Genomic DNA, 18,873 nt, shown 5'->3' with positions numbered 1-18,873 from the left:
GGAAACAAATTAATGGCTGAGATATCTGTAATAATACCAGTATATAATGTTGAAAAATATCTGTCTAAATGTATTGATTCAGTTATTTCTCAGACTTTTAAAGATTTAGAAATTATATTGATAGATGATGGTTCAAAAGATAATTGCAGCATAATATGTGATGAATATTCAAAAATCGATAATAGGATAAAAGTTATTCATAAAAAAAATGGAGGCTTGAGTTCAGCAAGAAATGCAGGATTGAAAGAAGCAACTGGAAAATATATTGGATTTGTGGATAGTGATGACTGGATTGAAAGCAGCATGTATGAAACTTTATATAATATTATGGAAGAATATAAATCAGATATAGTACAATGCAGATTTCTTAAAACTGAAAATGAGAAAGCAGATAGATTATTATTAAATAGCAGTGAGAAAAACATAGAAATCATAAATAATATACAAGCATTGAATAACTTATATAATGACAGATATGTTGAAACCGTAGTTGTATGGAATAAACTTTATCGAAGAAATTTGTTTGAAAATATTATCTTTCCGGAAAATAAAATACATGAAGATGAATTTATAATTCACAAACTGTTATATAAATCAGAAAAAGTAATATTATGTGATCAAATTATGTATTACTATAGGAAAACAGATAAAAGCATTATTAATAGTGGATTCTCTGAAAAAAAGCTTCATAAATTGGAAGCAGTTAAAGAAAGAGCTGATTTTTTTAAAGAGATAAAAAATAAAAATCTATATAAAAAGACACTAATACATTATAAAGATTTATTGATAGAGTATTTTTTCTTATGCAAAATTTATTTATATAAAGATCCATTTCATATGAAAAAAATAAAACGTGAGTATAGGAAGATATTTTTCAGATATTTAGTTAATACTGATAGAAAAGCAGGAGACAGAATAATGGGATTTGCTTTCTGGTTAAGTCCCACTTTGTATTTTATTCTTCATATAAAATGGTTAAATAAATTAATTGGAATAATGAGAAAAAGGATACAGTATATATTTAGTTTTATATATTACAAAAATTATAAAGAATATAAGAACAGAAAAAAGATAATTCATATGCTTACGCCTACATATGGAAACATGGGAGATCAGGCAATAGTATATTCAACCAATCTGTTTTTTAAAGAATTTTATAATGAATATGAAGTGATTGAAATATATGGAGAAGATGTATACAAAACAGCAAAGTCATTAAAAAAAATACTTAAAAAAGATGATTTTATAGTTCTTGCTGGTGGCGGAAACATGAATAACATATGGATTGATGAAGAAATGAGAAGAAGGTTTATAATCAAGACTTTTCATAAAAATCGCATAATTTCGATGCCTCAGACTATAAGTTTTACAGATGATGTGAATGGTAAAAAGGAACTTATAAAAAGTGAAAGAGTATATAACGGTCATAAAAATTTAACAGTCATAGCAAGAGAAAAAAAATCATATGATATTATGAAAGACATATTAAAAAAATCAAGAATATTATTAAATCCAGATATGGTGTTTTTTTTGAATAATATGTACAAACATAATGAGTATAAAAGAGAAAACATCATGGTTTGTTTTAGGAAAGATGCAGAGAGTGTATTAGGAGAAAACAGAAAATTATTAATAGATAGGATTAATGAAGATTATGATAATGTGGTTGTCTCTGACACAGTGATAAATAAAAAGATATATAAGGAAACTCGTGAAATAGAATTAAAAAACACACTGAAAAAATTTCTAAAATCAAAAATTGTCATAACTGATAGATTGCATGGAATGATTTTTAGTGTTATAACCAATACTCCATGCATAGTGATTAAATCATGTGATCATAAAATATCCGGAACATTGGAATGGATAAAAGGTTTAAATTATATAGAATTTATAGAAGATCTGGATTATGACTTTATCAGATTATTGATTAATAAATTATGCAGCTTGGAAAAAATTTCTTCTATAGATTTTCATAATATTTATTTTGATCAATTAAGAAATAAACTAGATGGCAAAAGTATTTAATATTAAAAAAGTATTTAAAGGAGATTCTATTATGGAAAAACTAAAAAGATTTTTAGACTGTTATATTCCAACAGAAACATGTAATTTGAGATGTCATTATTGTTATATAGCACAAATGCGAAATTTCAATAATAAACTGGCTCAATTTAAATGCTCTCCAGAAGTCATAAGAAAAGCACTGTCTAAAGAACGGTTGGGAGGAACATGTCTTATTAATTTTTGTGCGGGAGGAGAAACCCTTCTTGAAGAAGAGGTTGTCAGAGTATTGAAAGCATTACTAGAAGAAGGACATTATGTTATGGTAGTGACTAATGGGACATTAACACAGCGGATTAATGAAATTCTAGAATTTGATTCAGAATTATTGAAAAGATTATTTTTCAAGTTTTCATTTCATTATCTTGAGCTGCTAAAAAGAAATTTGATGGAAACATATTTTGAAAATGTAAAGAAGGTGCGCAGCAGTGAAGCATCATTTACTATTGAACTTACGCCAAGTGATGAATTAATACCTTATATTGAAGATGTAAAAAAAGTTTGTATGGAAAACCTTGGGGCGTTATGTCATGTCACTATTGCAAGAGATGAAAGAACTAAAGACGTAGATGTTTTATCTAAATATTCTTTTGAAGAATATAAAAAGATATGGGGAACTTTTGATTCAGCTTTATTTGATTTTAAAGCTAGTATTTTTTATAAAAAAAGAAAAGAATTCTGTTATGCAGGGGATTGGAGTTTATATATTAATTTAGGAACTGGAGATATGAAACAATGTTATTGGGGAAGGCCTTTGGACAATATTTATAAAAATATTGACAAGCCATTGAATTTTAAAGCTCTTGGTCATAACTGCACTCTTCCTCATTGCTGGGCTGGACATGCATTCTTGACTTTGGGTAATATACCTGAACTTGATACTGTTACTTATGCTGAGACTAGAAACCGTATAGATAGTGAAGGCAGAACATGGCTTAAACCTCAAATGGAACAATTTATGAAACAAAAGTTGAAGTATAATAATGAGGAATATTCATTTATAAAAAAAGAAGAGATAGCTATAGAAAATGATGTGAAATATATAGGTGAAATTCCTAAAAAGATAGCCAATAGGATAAAAGATATTAAAAAAGATAAATAGATTAAAAAAATAATTGCAACATAAATATATGTTCTAATAATAAAACTGTATGATGATGAAATTTTTACAAAATTTCATCATTCATTTTAAATCACAAAATATTTAAAAAGTAAGATTATAAAAAATATTTATTAATGGAAAAATAGAATGACATGTGGGTGAGATATATTAATGGATAATAAAGCATCAAAAATTAAATTTATATATGTTAATACTATTACGGTATTAATAACTCAAGTCATTAATATAATTCTTGGTTTTGTTGTGAGAAAAACTTTTGTAGTTAAGCTTGGAGTAATTTATCTTGGGTATAATTCTGTTTTTTCAAATATATTGTCTATGCTAAGTCTGACAGAACTTGGAGTTGGAGTAGCTATTGCTAGTTTTTTGTATAAGCCTATAGCTGATAATGATACTGAACGTATAAAAGTATTAATGTATATATTCAAAAAAATATATAGGATTTTAGGAATTATTATTGCTGTTATGGGAATTCTAGTTTCTTTTTTATTACCAATATTTATAAGTGATGCAGGTGATGATTTTAGTTATTTAAGGCTTTTATTTTATATAAATCTGGCAGGATCTGTTTCAACATATTATATGGGATATCAAAGAACATTGTTAATTGCTGATCAGAGGACTTATGTTACATCTATGATTGACACTGTATTATACCTAATAGCATCAATAACTCAGATAGTAATCTTATTTATCATTCCTAATTATGTTATTTATGTATGTATAACAATCGGAAAAAATGTATTGTCAAATTTAATTGTGTATTTCAATTGTTCAAAGAAATATGATTATTTAAATAGTGAAATTGATTATTCTATTATAGGTGAATACAAAATTAAAATTAAAAAATATGTTAAGGATGTTTTTATATCTAAAATAGGTGCATATGTATTTTATAGTACAGATAATTTGATTATATCTGCATTTAAGGGATCAATACTCACAGGATTTTTATCAAATTATACCATGATAACAAATATTGTGAGCAATATAGTTGGACAGGTATTAGCCTCTATTCAAGCTACATTTGGAATATATATAAATTCAGAAACTGATATTCAGAATCAAAAAAATATGGTCAATAATTATTTATTCGCCAACTACTTTATAGGAAATTTCTGCATGATATGTATTATGTTTTTGATCCAGCCATTTATTAAAATATATTTTGGCGATAAATTTCTTCTGGATAATAGTACTGCAGCATTATTGGGAATTAATCTGCTGTTTTCAATATTGATTCAGCTTCCAGCTCAGTTATTTGTTATTTATAGACTATTTAAATATGATAAATTAATAATATTGATTTCAGCGTCATTAAATATTGCAATTTCAATTGCACTTATAAATAGAATTGGAATAGATGGTGCATTAATAGGAACAGTAGTAACTTCACTCATTTATTTATATTCACGATTGGTAATTGTAAGCAAAAAGGTATATTCATGTTCACCAATGATTTACTTTAAAAAACTATCATATTACTATATAGTTTCTATGGTTACAGTCTTATTGGTAAAATGTGCAACATCATGGATCACTAAAGTTACATTAAATATATTTGTTATTAAGATTTTTATTGTTGGAATTTTAGCTATTATCGTTCCAGTTCTACTGCTTTCAAAAACTCAAGAGTTGGATTTTCTAATAAAAAAATTATTTTTAGATAAAACAAAAAAAGTAATAGAAAAAATAAAATTGAAAAATGTTTCTGCTGAAAAATAATTTTTAATCATGAAATAGCAAAATCATAATAATTACTGTATGGAATATAAATAGAATATGTATTTCAATAAAAAATCAGAAAAGTAGTTAATGTATATTTTATTGATAAAAATACATTAATTGAAGAAAGGAATAAGATAAAAATAGAAAACATGAAAAAGCATGAATTAATATTCTTAATATGTCTGTTTATTGCAGCAGCAATAGGAATTTCACATAACTATTCAAAAGAAATAGGAAATTATTTGGAATTGAAGAATATGGATTTTGAATATATAGGACAAGGAAAGATTAAAATAAGAGATTTTCCAGGTGAACCCAAGTTAAATCAGATTCAAGGAAAGTTTAAAATAACAGATATTACAGATGAAGTAATTATGGATATGAATCTTCCTAATGAAGCAGTACCTCATGGAGCACAGAAGAGGCAGCAGATAGGAGGATGGTTTCCATTTGATAATATAAAAATGCCTGAAAATTTTAATAATATTAATCCATGGGGGCAGATATTTATAGCTGATGGAGAGGAGTATCCTGAAAATGCAAGGCTTCACATAGAAGACCTGGCTCTCATATGTTATAAAAATTCAACAAAATCCTGGGAAATAATTAATGAGCCCAGTAAATTGTATGGATCATTCTATAAAGAAAATTATTCAGATCAAAGCGAGCAGAAAGCTGAAATTGAATTTACTAAAAATGGAATAATAGTAAATATTGATTCTTCAAGCAGAGGAAGATGTTTTCACTTTTGGACTCCTCCTGTAAAAATAGAAGATCCAGAGGATATATTGTATGTTACGGTTTATTGTGATGCATGGGTTACTGGAGAAAATATAGAGAATAAATTTGTATTTAATGCAGGAGCTGATTATAAAAAATTAGATTCTCAAGGTAATGGAAATGATATAAAAGAAATTGTTGGAGGAAGATTTAAGATACTTAAAGATAAGAAAAGAAGAGTATATGCTACTAATTTAGCATATGACAAATACTTTACTATATGCAACCAAAAAATAATTGATGATTTATATTAAATAATATACAGATATTTTTTATGATTAATCAGAAAAAATTAAATGAACTATTAAGAATAAAAAGGGGGATGGTGGGTAAATTATGAATCAAGAAGAAATAAAATTAAGGGATATTTTCATAATTTTAAAAAAGAGAATTAAATCTATAGTGGTTATAACTGCTTTTATTGGTGTTTTATCAACAATTTTGAATTTTTACATTGCTATCCCAATGTATGAGAGCAATGCAAGGATCTTTATTGGAATGAGCAAGGAAGATAACAGACAATATAATATGAATGAGTTGAAAACATATAAGGAATTTATTTCAACGTATGTCGAAATAATAAAAACTAAAGATTTAATTAATAAAGCTATAGATGATGCAAATGTAGATAGAAATGCAAAAGAAGTATTAGATAATCTTGAGGTAGTGGATATAGATAATACTCAGATAATACAGATAACATATAAAGATACAGATCCTTATTTGGTTAAGAATATAGTAGATTCAATATCACAAGAATTTATAAATAAATCAAAGGAGATTATACCAGGAGGAAGTGCTGAATTAATAGAGACAATTGAACTTCCAGATGAACCTGCTTATCCTAAAAAGAAACTCAATCTTCTTATTTCAATTGTTATGGGATTTATATTAAGCAGTGTATTGGCAATTTTTGTGGAAAACTTTGGAGATAAGCAGTTATCTGCTGAACAAATAGAATCTGTTTCTGAATTAATGGTGATAGGATCAATACCAAAGTATAAGAGATGTAAAGGAGTATTTTAAAATGCTTGGGTTAAAAAATAATAGAAGCAATGTAATAGAAGCATATAAATCTTTAATAATAAATATAGAGAACAATTTAGGAAATAATAATGTTAAGGTAATAGCAGTTGTAAGTTATACAGGAAAACAAGGTAAAACTACAGTATGCAAAGATTTGTCTTTATCTCTTGCGAAAAAAAATAGAAAGGTATTATTAATTGACTGTAATTTTAGAAAACCATCACTCAATAATGTTTTCAAAATAAAAGCAAAAGAAGGAATATTAGATGTTCTTTTAAATGAAAAAGATTTATATCAGGTTTTATTCAATTATAATGAAAACCTTAAAATATTGACAGCAGGTGGAACTATAAACAAGCAGACAGATATTATAGATTGCGATAAGATGAGTGAATTATTAGAGGATCTAAGAGAAAATTATGATTACATTATTTTAGATACACCAAAGATGGATTTATATACAGATGCACAGATTTTAGCCCAAAAATCTGATGGAGTTATTCTTGTTGTAAAGGAAGCAAAAAATAGTTTAGATTTAATACTAAAGTTAAAAAAGAAATTAAACATAGTAAAAGCTAACATTTTGGGAATAGTCTTAAATGAGTCTAATGCAGATTATAATTGATTTCTTGTTACTAAAAAAGCATATTTTTTAAGGGAGAAATAATGAATATATTATATGTAACTTTTTCATTCAATGTTGGAGGAATAGAAAAATTATTGGTTGATGTTATGAACACAATAGCTGATATTAAAGAAAATAATGTTTTTTTATGCGTAATTAATAATAGTTATGATAAAAATTTATTAAAGAGCTTAAACAGTAATGTAAAAGTTATTCTGCTCAACAGACCAGTAAGTGGAAGAAAGCTTGAATTTATAATAAAATACACAAGAATTATTTTTCAAAATAAGATTGACATAATACATTGCCAGATGGAAAATGCAGTCAAGTTTTCAATTCCAGCTAAAATTTTAAAACCAGCTGTAAAAATATTTACTACGGTTCATGATACCAAAATTTATAGCAGTTTAAAATATTATGAAGTTAGTATAGATAAATTTTTTTGCAATAAAATCATTGCCATATCAGATAGTGTAAAAAAGGAGATATTATCGAGAGGAGTAAAAGAACATAAAATAGTAAAAATATATAATGCTGTTGATATTGATAAATTTAGCATAAAATCATGTGAAGCATTTGACAAAAGAAAAATAGTGATTGGAAATGTTGCAAGGCTTATTCCAAGAAAAAAAGGACAAGATTTATTGATAAAAGCAGTATCAAGATTGAAGAGCAAATATCCAAAAATAAAATGTTTATTTGCAGGAGGAGGTGAAGAGCAGGATGAGAGCATAAATAGATTAAAAGTGCTTTGTCATTCTTTAAATGTTGAAGAAAATATTGAATTTTTAGGAAATGTAGATGATATATCTGGATTTTTAGATAAAATAGACATATTTGTTCTTCCATCTCGTTATGAAGGTTTTGGAATTGCATTGATTGAAGCTATGGTAAAAGGAATACCATGTATTGCAAGCAATATTGATGGACCTAAAGAAATAATAAATGATGATAGCCTTGGATTATTATTTGAAAGTGAAAATATTGATGATCTGACAGAAAAACTGGAATATAGAATTAATAGTATGAATATTGATAGAAATATTATAAGAAAATATGTAATTAAAAATTTTGATATAAGATTTATGGTAAAGAGACTGCTGGATTTGTATGTAACATAGTATATAAATTAAAAACATATTATAAATAAAATATACAGGGAATGGATGGAAAGGTGGTTAAAGTGTTTGAGAATATAGTAAAAATAGACTTCAATAAAAAAATATATGTATGTTTCATATTGGAGCTTATAATGTGTTTTATGTTTGATGCAAAATTTAACACAAGCTTATTTCTTATAGCTATTATCTTTGATATAGCTGTACTTTTGAGTATTTTTATATTCAATAGTGATTCTGCAATAATAGCAATGACGCTGATATCTTCCTTTACTCTAACTTATATGGCAGAAAATTTGGGATTCCCTGAATATATAAAATATATTCAGGATTGTTTTATATTGATGATGGCAGTTAAGCTCATAATGTTTTGTATAAGAAGAGACACAAAGATATATAATATTTATCACATATTATTTCTATTTATAAGCTTTTCAATTTTATCCTGTATTTTTAATAAATGCAGCATATTTTTATATATTCGAACTTTATATTTTGATTATATAAGATATTTTATAATTGGAATTTTTTTAATAAATTCAACTATATCAGAAGAAAAAATAATTAAATATATTAAAATTTTATGGTATACATTGTTATTTCAGATTCCATTAGTTATTATCCAATATTTTTGGAGTCTGAATAATTGGAAAGCTAAAAATCCAGGGGATATAAGGCAGGATTATTTATCAGGAATAATAGGAGGAAGGGGAACAACTGAATTAGGATTATTGATAACAATTGCACTAAGCATATTATTTGTATTATATATTTTTAATAAAGTGAAATTCATAAGTTTTCTAATAAGCACACTTCTTCTTGTTACAATTTCAATACTGGCTGAAGTAAAATTCATATTGATTCTCCTTCCGTTGATGTTTCTAACTATGACGCTGAAAAAACTTAATTTAAAATCAATATGTATATTTGCTCTAATCCTTCTGATTATGGGAATAGGTTCTGTGCAGCTTGTGAAAATATATCCTGAATTTAAAAATTTCTTCAATACTCAATCCATTAAAAAGTATTCTAAAGATTCATATGCATCGTCAGGGATAGGACGAAGCAATTCATTTATAATCGCAAATGATTTGCTTATGAATAATCCTTCAAATGCAATGATGGGATATGGAATTGGAACTGCAGATACAATATCTCCTAAATATAGATTTTCAGCTTTCAATGTATCACAATATATGATTGAATGCGGATATATGGGAGTATTGTGTATATACGGAATGTATATATATGTAATATGCATATCGTTGAAGCTAATTAAATATGGAAGAAGAGATTTTGAAAGGATTTTAGGATATTCAGGTATTATATCAATAGAAGTCATGATTATAGCTACTTTTTATAACAGATCTATGGTAAAAATCAATTTTGCTGTTTTGGCATGGATGATAATTGGGTTGATTTACAAGTATTATTGTTTAAATAAAGAAGAAAGAAGAATTATGATAATAAAGGATGGAAGTGTTGCTGGTGAATTTGAAAAAGCTATTAATAAGCATAGTAGTACCTGTGTACAACAATGAAAACAGAATACATCAATGTGTAGAATCGTTATTGAATCAGACTTTAAAGGATATTGAAATAATTTTAATAGATGATGGTTCAAGTGACCAAAGTGGAATTATCATAGATGAGATGAAGTCTAAGGATTCAAGAATAAAAGCAATTCATCAAGAAAATAAAGGTGTATCAAATGCTAGAAATATTGGAATAGAACTTGCAGAAGGCCGATTCATTGGATTTATAGATTCAGATGACTATGTAGATTGTCAAATGTATGAAAAATTATACAATAAAGTAATAAGTGAGAATAGCAGCATGGGAATGTGCCGTTTTTGTATTGTTGATAGTTATTTAAAAAAAGAAGAAATGTGGAATTTTAATATAGAAGATAATAATATTGCTGAATATATGTTTAAAGATATGATTGGGAAAAATAATGAAATTGATTTTAATACCAGTGATACACTAATGGGGAGTGTATGTAGATGTATTTATGATAAAAATATCTTAAATTTAAATAATATAAGATTTGATGAAGATACGACATATGCAGAAGATCTTCTGTTTAATTTAAAGTATATAAAAGGAATAAAAAATATATCATTAATCAATGAACCACTATATTACTATCATATTAAAAAAGATTCTTTATCTTCAGCATATAGAGAAAATTTCTATACTATCATTAGAGAGCTTATGGTTAAAATTGAGAAAATATCGGATGATTATACCATGGATAAGAGAATAAATTATGCATGGTTTAAATATTTAATAGAAGTTTTAAGGAATTTAACCATCAATGTTAGTTTTTTTAATTCCAATAGGTATAGGAAATTGAAAGCAATAGTAAATGATAAAGAAAACACAGTTAGACTTAAAAATATAAGATTAAAAAAATTAAATATGAAAAATAAGTTCTTTTATATAATATTAAACAATAATTCTGTTTTTTTAATGGGAATATTTTATATGATGCGCTATATAAAAGATGCTGCAAGAAAAATTATCATGAGGAGGATCTGATATTGTGTATGAGTCAGGAATAACGGTCATAATACCAATATATAATAGTGGAAAGTATTTAGATGAAATGCTTGATTCAGTATATAATCAAACTTTTGAGGATTATAATGTTGTTTTAATAAATGATGGTTCTAGTGATAATTCAGAAGATATAGCATTAAAGTATGTTAAAAAAAATTCTAATACTAAATATATATATCAGAAAAACAAAGGAGTATCTGAAGCTAGAAATACTGGAATTGCTGAAATAAGCAAAAAATATACTTTGTTTTTAGATTCAGATGATTATATTAACAAAAAAATGTTTGAAAAAATGTATGAGAAAGCTGAGAGAGTACAAGCAGATATAGTTATGTGCAGTTATAAAACAATATATGATAATTGTAGTAAAACGGAAGAAGTACATTTGAATATGGATGAAAACAATATATATTCAAATACACAAGTTATGGAAATGATGCTTAAAATGAAGATTGAGGGACAGCTGTGGAATAAAATGTTTCTAAGTAAAAGCCTTGTTGATTTTCATATCAAATTTGAAAGAGGAAGGATAATTGAAGATTTATTTCCTGTTGTAAGTCAAGTCAGCAGAGCAGAAAAGATAGTTTATATAGATGAACCTTTATATAATTACAGACAGAATTCAATGTCACTTCTTCACAGTAATAAAGAACTTGATGTAATGAGAGATCAAGTTTTTGCATATAAGAAAATAGCTGAATTAGTAAAAGAACATAATATTGTGAGTAAAGAAATATACAGTTTTTTCATAGCTTTTACAGAAGCATCAAACATAAAAAAATGTGTTGAAATGAATTTAAAATGTAATAATGATATTTACAAAAAATATGAAATTGATAATATGAGCATAAAAGATATTTTTATTAGTAAAGTTTCAATTAAAGTAAAAATAAAACTCTGCCTTTTCAAAATGAGAATATTACATGTATTTTACTATTTATCAGTTAATATTGGAAAAATGCGCAGATGTTCAGCATTATTTATTAAAACAGAGTAATAAATAAATAGATGAATTCATATATTAACATATAACAACAAAAGTAAAGAAAATTTATAAGAAGGTAAAGAAATGGGGTGATCAATATGACGGAGAAAGAAATAAGCATAGAAGATATTCTTTACATTTTAAAAAAACATATGAGATTTATAATGATATTTACAATAATTACAACAGCTGCAGCTGTTATTGTAAGCTGTTATTTTTTGGTTCCCAAGTATGAAGCATATACAAAATTATTTATAGGAAAAGAAATAGCAGTATCAAAAGAAGGAATTAAAAATCAGGAAGAAGCATATTGGTACAATGAACAGGCATCATATAAAAATACTGATGTTGAGATGTATCAAAAATTATTAAAAACATATGTAGAAATTATAACAACAAATGATTTAATTGATAGTGCAATAGAAGGAAATATGGATGAATTAACTTCAGAAGATATTTTAATGGGATTAAATGTAATACCAAGAGATGACACTCAGATATTGGAAATAAGCTATAGAAATGAAGATCCTGTACTGGCTAGAGATATTGTTGGGAAAATTGTAAAGGAATTTATAAAAACATCATCAGATATTATTCCAAATGGAAATGTACAAGTTATTGAAAGTGCAAAGATACCATATGAACCAGTAAGTCCTAATAAAAAAATCTATATTTTATCAGGATTTCTAGCAGGGTTTATTTTTAGTACAGGAATAGTATTTTTAAAAGAATTTATAAACAGCACCTTTAAAGTAAAAGAAGATGTTGAACAGGTTTTGGGAATACCTGTTATTGGAGCAATACCAGATTCTATTTAGAAAGTGAGGAGTATTTATGCTTTTTAAAAGGAAAATGGAGAATACGATTAATAAAGAAAAAAATATAGGATTCATTGTAGAAGATAAGCCCAAATCAATTGAAGCAGAGTCATATAGAACATTAAGAACTAATATACAGTATTCATCCTTTGATAAGAAAATAAGAATAATAGCAGTTACCAGTGCAGAAGCAATGGAAGGAAAGTCAACGGTAGCTGGAAATTTAGCTATATCTTTTGCTCAAAATGAGGAAAGTGTGATTCTTTTAGATTGTGATTTAAGGAAACCTTCACTCCATAAGAAATTTGGAATATCAAATCTTATTGGATTGTCGGAAGTTCTTATAGGGGATGTTAGCTTAGAAGATGCTGTTCAGTTTAGAAATAATAATCTGGATATACTTACATCTGGCAAAGTACCACCTAACCCATCAGAAATGCTTTCATCTTCAGCTATGTCAGTATTACTTGAAAAACTTAAAGAATCATATGATGTAATAATTTTAGATAGTGCACCAATTTTAGCTGTTACAGATCCTCAGATACTGTCAGTTAAAGCTGATGGAACAGTACTTGTTGTAAGGGCAGAAAAGACTAAAAGGGAATGTGTTATTGAAGCAACAAATTTGTTAAAGAAAGTAGATGCTAATATAATTGGAGTTATTCTTAACAGAATAGAAGGAAATCGAGGAAAATATTATAGCTATTATGGAAGTGATTTGAATAAAAAAGAAAGATCATACAAAAAAAGAAAGAAAAGGAATTTAAATGATAGACATACATTCTCACATAATACCTAGTATTGATGATGGATCAAAATCTATAGAAATGACATTGGAAATGCTTGAAGGGGCACAAAAGGATGGAATAAATCAAATAGTAGCAACGCCTCATTATATTAGGGGGTATGCAGAAGAGAATATAAGCAGAGTAAAAAAATGGGTGGAATATATTAATTCCATTGTTAAGAAAAATAATATGAATATAAATATTTATTGCGGACAAGAAGTATATTTTACAAATAACATTTTAGATGATTATTTTCAAAATAACATAGGGACAATAAATGGCACTAGATATATGCTTATTGAATTTCCTATGCATAAAATGGATGATGAAATTTTTGAAAAAATATATGAACTTCAGATTAGAGACATAATTCCTATAATAGCTCATCCAGAACGTTATGAGTATTTTATTGAGAAACCTTTTATGATTAATGAATTTATAAAAGAAGGATATTTATTTCAAATGAATTCAGGAAGTATTAGCGGCAGGTATGGGAAAAATGTAAAAAAAACATCTGAATTATTTTTAAGAAATAATATATATAATTTTATTGGATCAGACGCTCACAATAATTTTGATAGAAACATGATGATAAGAGCAGATTTAGAATTGACATATAAAAAAAATAGACATATTAGAAATATTGTTGAAGAAAGTTCTATTAGTTTAATGAAAAATGAGAAAGTGAATTTTTATGGAGAAAAAATAAAATTCAAAAAAGTCCGTACATTTTTTTAAAGGCATGATTTTAAGTAAACAGCTAAATACATGTGAGGTTGGTAAAGTTATGAATAAACTGATTATAAATGGATTGTTTTATACTCAAAGAACAACGGGAGTGCAGAGATTTGCAAAAGAATTAATAAGAGAATTGGATAATGTTATTGAAAAGAATAAAATTTCAATCATTGTTCCTGATTATGCAGAAAATATGCCACAATATAAAAATATAGAAATCATACATTATGGAAAGATGAAAGGGATGTTATGGGAACAGATAAATTTATTTTACTATTTAAAGAAACATAATATGATAAGCTTAAGTTTATGCAATTCTCAGCCTGTTTTCTGTCCAGGTATAATGTGCATACATGATGCTGCATATAAAACTCATCCAGAATATTTTAAGACTATCCATGGGAAATTATCGGTATATTGGCATAGGCTAAATTTTTGGATTGCTAAAATTCAAAAGCATCCAATTATAACAGTATCATATTTTTCTAAATATCAATTGATAGATACTTATAAAATAAAACCAGAAAGACTTCTTGTAATTGGAAATGGATGGCAACATATGAACAGAATAGATGAAGATGATACAATTTTAGAAAAAAATAACCTTAAGCGTGGAGAATTTTTTTTTACATTAGGAAATATTAATTATAACAAAAATACTAAATGGGTATTAGATTTTGCAGAAAAAAATCCTGAATATATTTTTGTTTTAAGTGGGATTAAAGTGAAAAACAGCAGTATAGATATTCCACATACAGATAATGTAAAATGGCTTGGATATTTATCTGATGGAGAAATAAAATCATTATATAAACATTGCAGGGCATTTATTTTTCCATCAATTCATGAAGGCTTTGGAATTCCACCAATGGAAGCACTTAGTCAGGGAGCAGAGATAATTATAGCAAATACAACTTGTTTGCCTGAGATATATGGAAATTCTGCACATTATATAGATCCTTATGATATTAATGTGGATGTTGAAAAATTATTGAAAAAAGATGTGGGTAGTAAGAAATTAGTGCTAAATAAGTATTCATGGAAAAAGTCAGCTGAAATTTTAAAAGAATTAATTTATAAATACAATTAAGCACTGGTATTATGGTGGAAGAGAATGAGAATATTAATAATAAATTCATATTATTATCCAAATATGATTGGTGGGACTGAACATAGCTTGAAATTATTAGCTGAAGGCCTCACTGCTATTGGACATGATGTTTGTATATATTCAATTGATAATTTAGAGTCAGATGAACTGATATATGAAAATATAAATGAGGTTAATATATTTCGCGGCTTGGCAGGACTATATGATATGAAAGCAAAGATGAGGATTACTAAAAGCAGGTTTAAATTATGGAGAAATAAAATAATAGAGATAAATAATAGAGGAGCAGTAGAAGAATTAGAAATGGTTATAGAAAGGTTTAAGCCTGATATAATCCATACAAATAACTTATTTGGAATATCTGCTTTTATTTGGAAGGTTATAAAATTAAAAGGAATTCCAATCATTCATACTTTGAGAGATTATTGGATGATAACGCCAACATATTCATTGGATTATATGAAGAAAAACAAGTTTTTGAACAGTATGCATAAGATTTATCAATGGCATTATAGAAGACTGAGCAGATTTGTTGATGCAGTTACAGCACCGTCGCAGTTTACATTAGATAAATTTATTGAATACGGATATTTTTCTGAATCGAAGCATGTTAAGATAAGCAATTGTGTAGAAATTGATTATAGTGAAATGAGAGATATTATAAAAAAGAGAAATGCCAGTAACAGTAATACGATTGGATTTATTTTTGTTGGAAGTCTTATACCTATCAAGGGAATTGATAAGCTGATTTCTACATTTATGGATATAAAGAATGAAAATATTAGTTTAACTATATGTGGGTCAGGTTCATTGAAAGACAAGATTTTAGAAGCATGCAAACTTGATAATAGAATAAAATATTTAGGTCAGCTTAAAGAAAGTCAGTTAAGAGAAGTTTTTTTGAAAAATGATGTGCTCATTATACCATCTGTTTTTGATGAGCCTTTTGGAAGAGTAGTGATTGAGGCTAATTTGTACGGACTGCCTGTTATAGGATCTAGAAAAGGTGGAATAGTTGAAATAATAAATAATATAAAATCAGGAGTGTTATTTGATATAGAAGATAAAAATGATTTTAAAGAAAAAATTAAATTATTTAGCAGTAGAAGTTATATAAAGTCATTTTATCCAGCAATATTAAATGGAATTCATAAATATTCACTAGAAGAACAGATAAAAGAATTTTTAAGTTTATATTCATTAATATTAAATGTATAGGGAGTAAAGTACAAGAGAACTTATAGAGAAATTCTATGTTTAAGGGGTACTATTTATGAAGCATATAAGTTCAGTATTAAAAAGAAAAGTAAAAGTTGAAAATATTATTTTTTTTGTTCTGCTTTTTCCATTTATACAACCAAGAAATTGGGAGAGCAGGCCTGAATTGAAAAATATATATAATTTATATTCTGCAATTGCCAGTGTAATCATTTTAGCAATATGGTGTATTTATTATATGAAAAGAAAAGAAAATTCTAAATTGATTTTCTTTATAGTCAGCTATTATTCAATTTATATCATTTCTACATTTTTAAATAGTCATGAAAATATTAAAAATACATTATTTAATTGTATTTGTACAATTTCATTTCTGATGCTTGTAGATATATGGGCTAAGAGAGATTTTAAAGTACTGTTGAAAACACTAGTTGTATTATTTTCAACTTTTATTATAATAAATTTTATTTTAATGGAGTTTCTTCCAGGGACTTTATTTAGAAGAGAATTTGATAAGCATTTAGTTTATTTTTTAGGAGAAAAAAATTCTTTAAGTTTTTTTATAATTCCAGCAGTTTCATGCATTATAGCATATTATCATGAATATCATAAAAAAATTAAAAAACTGGGAATAATTCTAATTTTTGTTGCAATATATGAGTTATTTAGAACAGGATCAGCTGGAAGTATTGTAGCATTACTATCAGGAATGATTTTGATGATTATGAATAAATTAAAATTTAAAATTAATGTATATCATTTTATGTTGTTATATATAATTATGTTTATATTATTAGTTTTTGTACAGAATTCTGCTTATTACAGCTATTTTATACATGATATTTTAGGAAAGTCATTGACGTTTAGTGATAGAACTACATTATGGAATCAGTCATTAGACATGATAAAAAAATTTCCATGGTTAGGGCAGGGCGGTTATTTTATAAATAGATGCAGATTTTTATATCATAGTGGATATTATTCTTCACATAATGCTTTACTTCAATCTGCAGTTGATGCAGGAATTATTTCTATAGTGTTTTTTTGCATGAATATGAAAATAGCATGTAAAGAACTTCATAAGAATAGAGAAAAGCAAATAGCACAGGATATAATTATTGGAATTATATGTATTATGCTCACTTTTCTTATTGAGGCATTTACATTTAAGTATTTATATATGCTTTTAGTATTGGGAGTGAATATAAAAAAGCTTAACATAAAAACTGTACTTGAAAAATAATTTTTATGTTTTTTAAATGGAAAAAGGGATTTTGGAGAATTCATCTGTAAAGAGGTGACAATTTTGTGAATTACTCAATAATTAATTACAATAATATAAAAAAAGTGTTGAGAGGAAAGGGACTTAATTTATATTATAAATATTCTAAACCGTGTTTTGGAATAAATACGCAAGAAAAACGCCATAAAAAAATAGTAATTTCTTTAACGAGTTATCCTGCAAGATTAAATACCTTACATCTGTGTATAAAAAGCTTGATGAATCAGACATATAAACCAGATAAAATAATACTATATCTGGGAGAGGATACTAAAAGATCAGATATTGGATCTGATTTAATTGAACTTAAAGATTATGGATTGACAATAATAACTGATGTAGAAAATTTAGGACCTCATAAGAAATACTATTATGCAGTTAAAGAATATCCAAATGATATTATAATTACAGTTGATGATGATGTAATATATGATGAACTGTTAGTTGAATCATTAATAGATTCTTACAATAAATATCCAAACTGTGTGTCTGCAAGAAGAGTTCATAAAATATTGACAGATTCTATAGGAAAGATAAGACCTTATAATTCATGGCAGTGGAATTGTAAAAATATTTTAGATCCATCAAAAGAATTATTTGCAACTGGGGTCGGAGGAGTCTTGTATCCTCCAGAGTGTTTAAATAGTGAAGTATTTAATAAGGACAATATAAAAAAGCTATGTATGAATGCTGATGATGTGTGGCTTAAGTTTATGGAAATTATGAATGATACAGCTGTAGCATGGGTTAATTCATATATAAACCATCCAGCAGTTATTAATGGAACACAAGGATTATCAGCTTTAAATAAATCTAACGTCTTACGTTGTCAAAATGATGTATACATTGAAAGAATGTCAAATTATTTTCAATGCAGCTTATTAGGCAGATGAATAGAGGGGAG

The 18,873-nt window shown here is 26.3% G+C and carries 17 protein-coding genes; all 17 read left to right on the top strand.

Annotated features, from left to right (window positions below):
* Positions 1-12: 12 nt before the first annotated feature.
* Complete coding sequence (locus Q0F58_RS01850) at positions 13-2,028, top strand: glycosyltransferase (protein WP_294371750.1); 2,016 nt, start codon at positions 13-15, stop codon at positions 2,026-2,028.
* Positions 2,029-2,059: 31 nt separating this feature from the next.
* A complete protein-coding gene (locus Q0F58_RS01845) occupies positions 2,060-3,166 on the top strand; it encodes a radical SAM protein (RefSeq protein ID WP_294371749.1) in 1,107 nt (368 codons plus the stop codon).
* Between the two features lie 171 nt (positions 3,167-3,337).
* On the top strand, positions 3,338-4,912 hold the full coding sequence (locus tag Q0F58_RS01840) for a lipopolysaccharide biosynthesis protein (RefSeq protein WP_294371747.1): 1,575 nt from the start codon (positions 3,338-3,340) through the stop codon (positions 4,910-4,912).
* Between the two features lie 152 nt (positions 4,913-5,064).
* Positions 5,065-5,949, top strand: a complete 885-nt coding sequence (locus tag Q0F58_RS01835; protein WP_294371746.1) for a hypothetical protein — start codon at positions 5,065-5,067, stop codon at positions 5,947-5,949.
* A gap of 82 nt (positions 5,950-6,031) precedes the next feature.
* A complete protein-coding gene (locus Q0F58_RS01830) occupies positions 6,032-6,721 on the top strand; it encodes a YveK family protein (protein ID WP_294371744.1) in 690 nt (229 codons plus the stop codon).
* Between the two features lies 1 nt (position 6,722).
* Positions 6,723-7,346 carry a CpsD/CapB family tyrosine-protein kinase gene (locus tag Q0F58_RS01825; RefSeq protein ID WP_294371740.1) on the top strand — a complete coding sequence of 208 codons (624 nt, stop codon included), beginning with the start codon at positions 6,723-6,725 and terminating at the stop codon, positions 7,344-7,346.
* Positions 7,347-7,387: 41 nt separating this feature from the next.
* Positions 7,388-8,467, top strand: a complete 1,080-nt coding sequence (locus Q0F58_RS01820; protein ID WP_294371738.1) for a glycosyltransferase — start codon at positions 7,388-7,390, stop codon at positions 8,465-8,467.
* Between the two features lie 62 nt (positions 8,468-8,529).
* Positions 8,530-10,005, top strand: a complete 1,476-nt coding sequence (locus Q0F58_RS01815; protein WP_294371735.1) for a hypothetical protein — start codon at positions 8,530-8,532, stop codon at positions 10,003-10,005.
* Positions 9,953-11,008 carry a glycosyltransferase gene (locus tag Q0F58_RS01810; protein ID WP_294371731.1) on the top strand — a complete coding sequence of 352 codons (1,056 nt, stop codon included), beginning with the start codon at positions 9,953-9,955 and terminating at the stop codon, positions 11,006-11,008. The genes Q0F58_RS01815 and Q0F58_RS01810 overlap by 53 nt, the downstream gene beginning before the upstream one ends.
* Before the next feature lie 4 nt (positions 11,009-11,012).
* Complete coding sequence (locus Q0F58_RS01805; protein ID WP_294371729.1) at positions 11,013-12,026, top strand: glycosyltransferase; 1,014 nt, start codon at positions 11,013-11,015, stop codon at positions 12,024-12,026.
* A gap of 86 nt (positions 12,027-12,112) precedes the next feature.
* Positions 12,113-12,832 carry a YveK family protein gene (locus Q0F58_RS01800; protein ID WP_294371728.1) on the top strand — a complete coding sequence of 240 codons (720 nt, stop codon included), beginning with the start codon at positions 12,113-12,115 and terminating at the stop codon, positions 12,830-12,832.
* Positions 12,833-12,848: 16 nt separating this feature from the next.
* Entirely contained in the window at positions 12,849-13,631 is a 783-nt protein-coding gene (locus Q0F58_RS01795) for a CpsD/CapB family tyrosine-protein kinase (RefSeq protein ID WP_294371725.1), read from the top strand.
* The gene (locus Q0F58_RS01790) at positions 13,600-14,358 is read left to right on the top strand and encodes a tyrosine-protein phosphatase (protein ID WP_294371722.1); all 759 of its coding nucleotides are present in this window, start codon (positions 13,600-13,602) and stop codon (positions 14,356-14,358) included. Before Q0F58_RS01795 ends, Q0F58_RS01790 begins: the two co-directional genes overlap by 32 nt.
* 49 nt (positions 14,359-14,407) lie before the next feature.
* Positions 14,408-15,448, top strand: coding sequence for a glycosyltransferase family 1 protein (locus tag Q0F58_RS01785; RefSeq protein WP_294371719.1), 1,041 nt, complete (start codon positions 14,408-14,410; stop codon positions 15,446-15,448).
* Positions 15,449-15,472: 24 nt separating this feature from the next.
* A complete protein-coding gene (locus Q0F58_RS01780) occupies positions 15,473-16,687 on the top strand; it encodes a glycosyltransferase family 4 protein (RefSeq protein ID WP_294371716.1) in 1,215 nt (404 codons plus the stop codon).
* A gap of 55 nt (positions 16,688-16,742) precedes the next feature.
* Positions 16,743-17,930 carry an O-antigen ligase gene (locus Q0F58_RS01775; protein ID WP_294371710.1) on the top strand — a complete coding sequence of 396 codons (1,188 nt, stop codon included), beginning with the start codon at positions 16,743-16,745 and terminating at the stop codon, positions 17,928-17,930.
* 65 nt (positions 17,931-17,995) lie between these two features.
* Complete coding sequence (locus Q0F58_RS01770; RefSeq protein WP_294371708.1) at positions 17,996-18,862, top strand: glycosyltransferase; 867 nt, start codon at positions 17,996-17,998, stop codon at positions 18,860-18,862.
* Positions 18,863-18,873: the final 11 nt, after the last annotated feature.

The sequence above is a fragment of the uncultured Clostridium sp. genome, from assembly GCF_934754915.1.
In the GTDB taxonomy this organism is placed as follows: Bacteria; Bacillota; Clostridia; order Clostridiales; family Clostridiaceae; genus Clostridium.
The sequence above is the reverse complement of the archived record's forward strand: the minus strand, read 5'-3'. Positions and strand labels throughout refer to the sequence as shown.

Bases quoted from the DNA above. Each gene is read 5' to 3' on its own strand.
- Q0F58_RS01850 (WP_294371750.1), top strand. From the start codon at position 13: ATGGCTGAGATATCTGTAATAATACCAGTATATAATGTTGAAAAATAT.
- Q0F58_RS01845 (WP_294371749.1), top strand. From the start codon at position 2,060: ATGGAAAAACTAAAAAGATTTTTAGACTGTTATATTCCAACAGAAACA.
- Q0F58_RS01840 (WP_294371747.1), top strand. From the start codon at position 3,338: ATGGATAATAAAGCATCAAAAATTAAATTTATATATGTTAATACTATT.
- Q0F58_RS01835 (WP_294371746.1), top strand. From the start codon at position 5,065: ATGAAAAAGCATGAATTAATATTCTTAATATGTCTGTTTATTGCAGCA.
- Q0F58_RS01830 (WP_294371744.1), top strand. From the start codon at position 6,032: ATGAATCAAGAAGAAATAAAATTAAGGGATATTTTCATAATTTTAAAA.
- Q0F58_RS01825 (WP_294371740.1), top strand. From the start codon at position 6,723: ATGCTTGGGTTAAAAAATAATAGAAGCAATGTAATAGAAGCATATAAA.
- Q0F58_RS01820 (WP_294371738.1), top strand. From the start codon at position 7,388: ATGAATATATTATATGTAACTTTTTCATTCAATGTTGGAGGAATAGAA.
- Q0F58_RS01800 (WP_294371728.1), top strand. From the start codon at position 12,113: ATGACGGAGAAAGAAATAAGCATAGAAGATATTCTTTACATTTTAAAA.
- Q0F58_RS01795 (WP_294371725.1), top strand. From the start codon at position 12,849: ATGCTTTTTAAAAGGAAAATGGAGAATACGATTAATAAAGAAAAAAAT.
- Q0F58_RS01790 (WP_294371722.1), top strand. From the start codon at position 13,600: ATGATAGACATACATTCTCACATAATACCTAGTATTGATGATGGATCA.
- Q0F58_RS01785 (WP_294371719.1), top strand. From the start codon at position 14,408: ATGAATAAACTGATTATAAATGGATTGTTTTATACTCAAAGAACAACG.
- Q0F58_RS01780 (WP_294371716.1), top strand. From the start codon at position 15,473: ATGAGAATATTAATAATAAATTCATATTATTATCCAAATATGATTGGT.
- Q0F58_RS01775 (WP_294371710.1), top strand. From the start codon at position 16,743: ATGAAGCATATAAGTTCAGTATTAAAAAGAAAAGTAAAAGTTGAAAAT.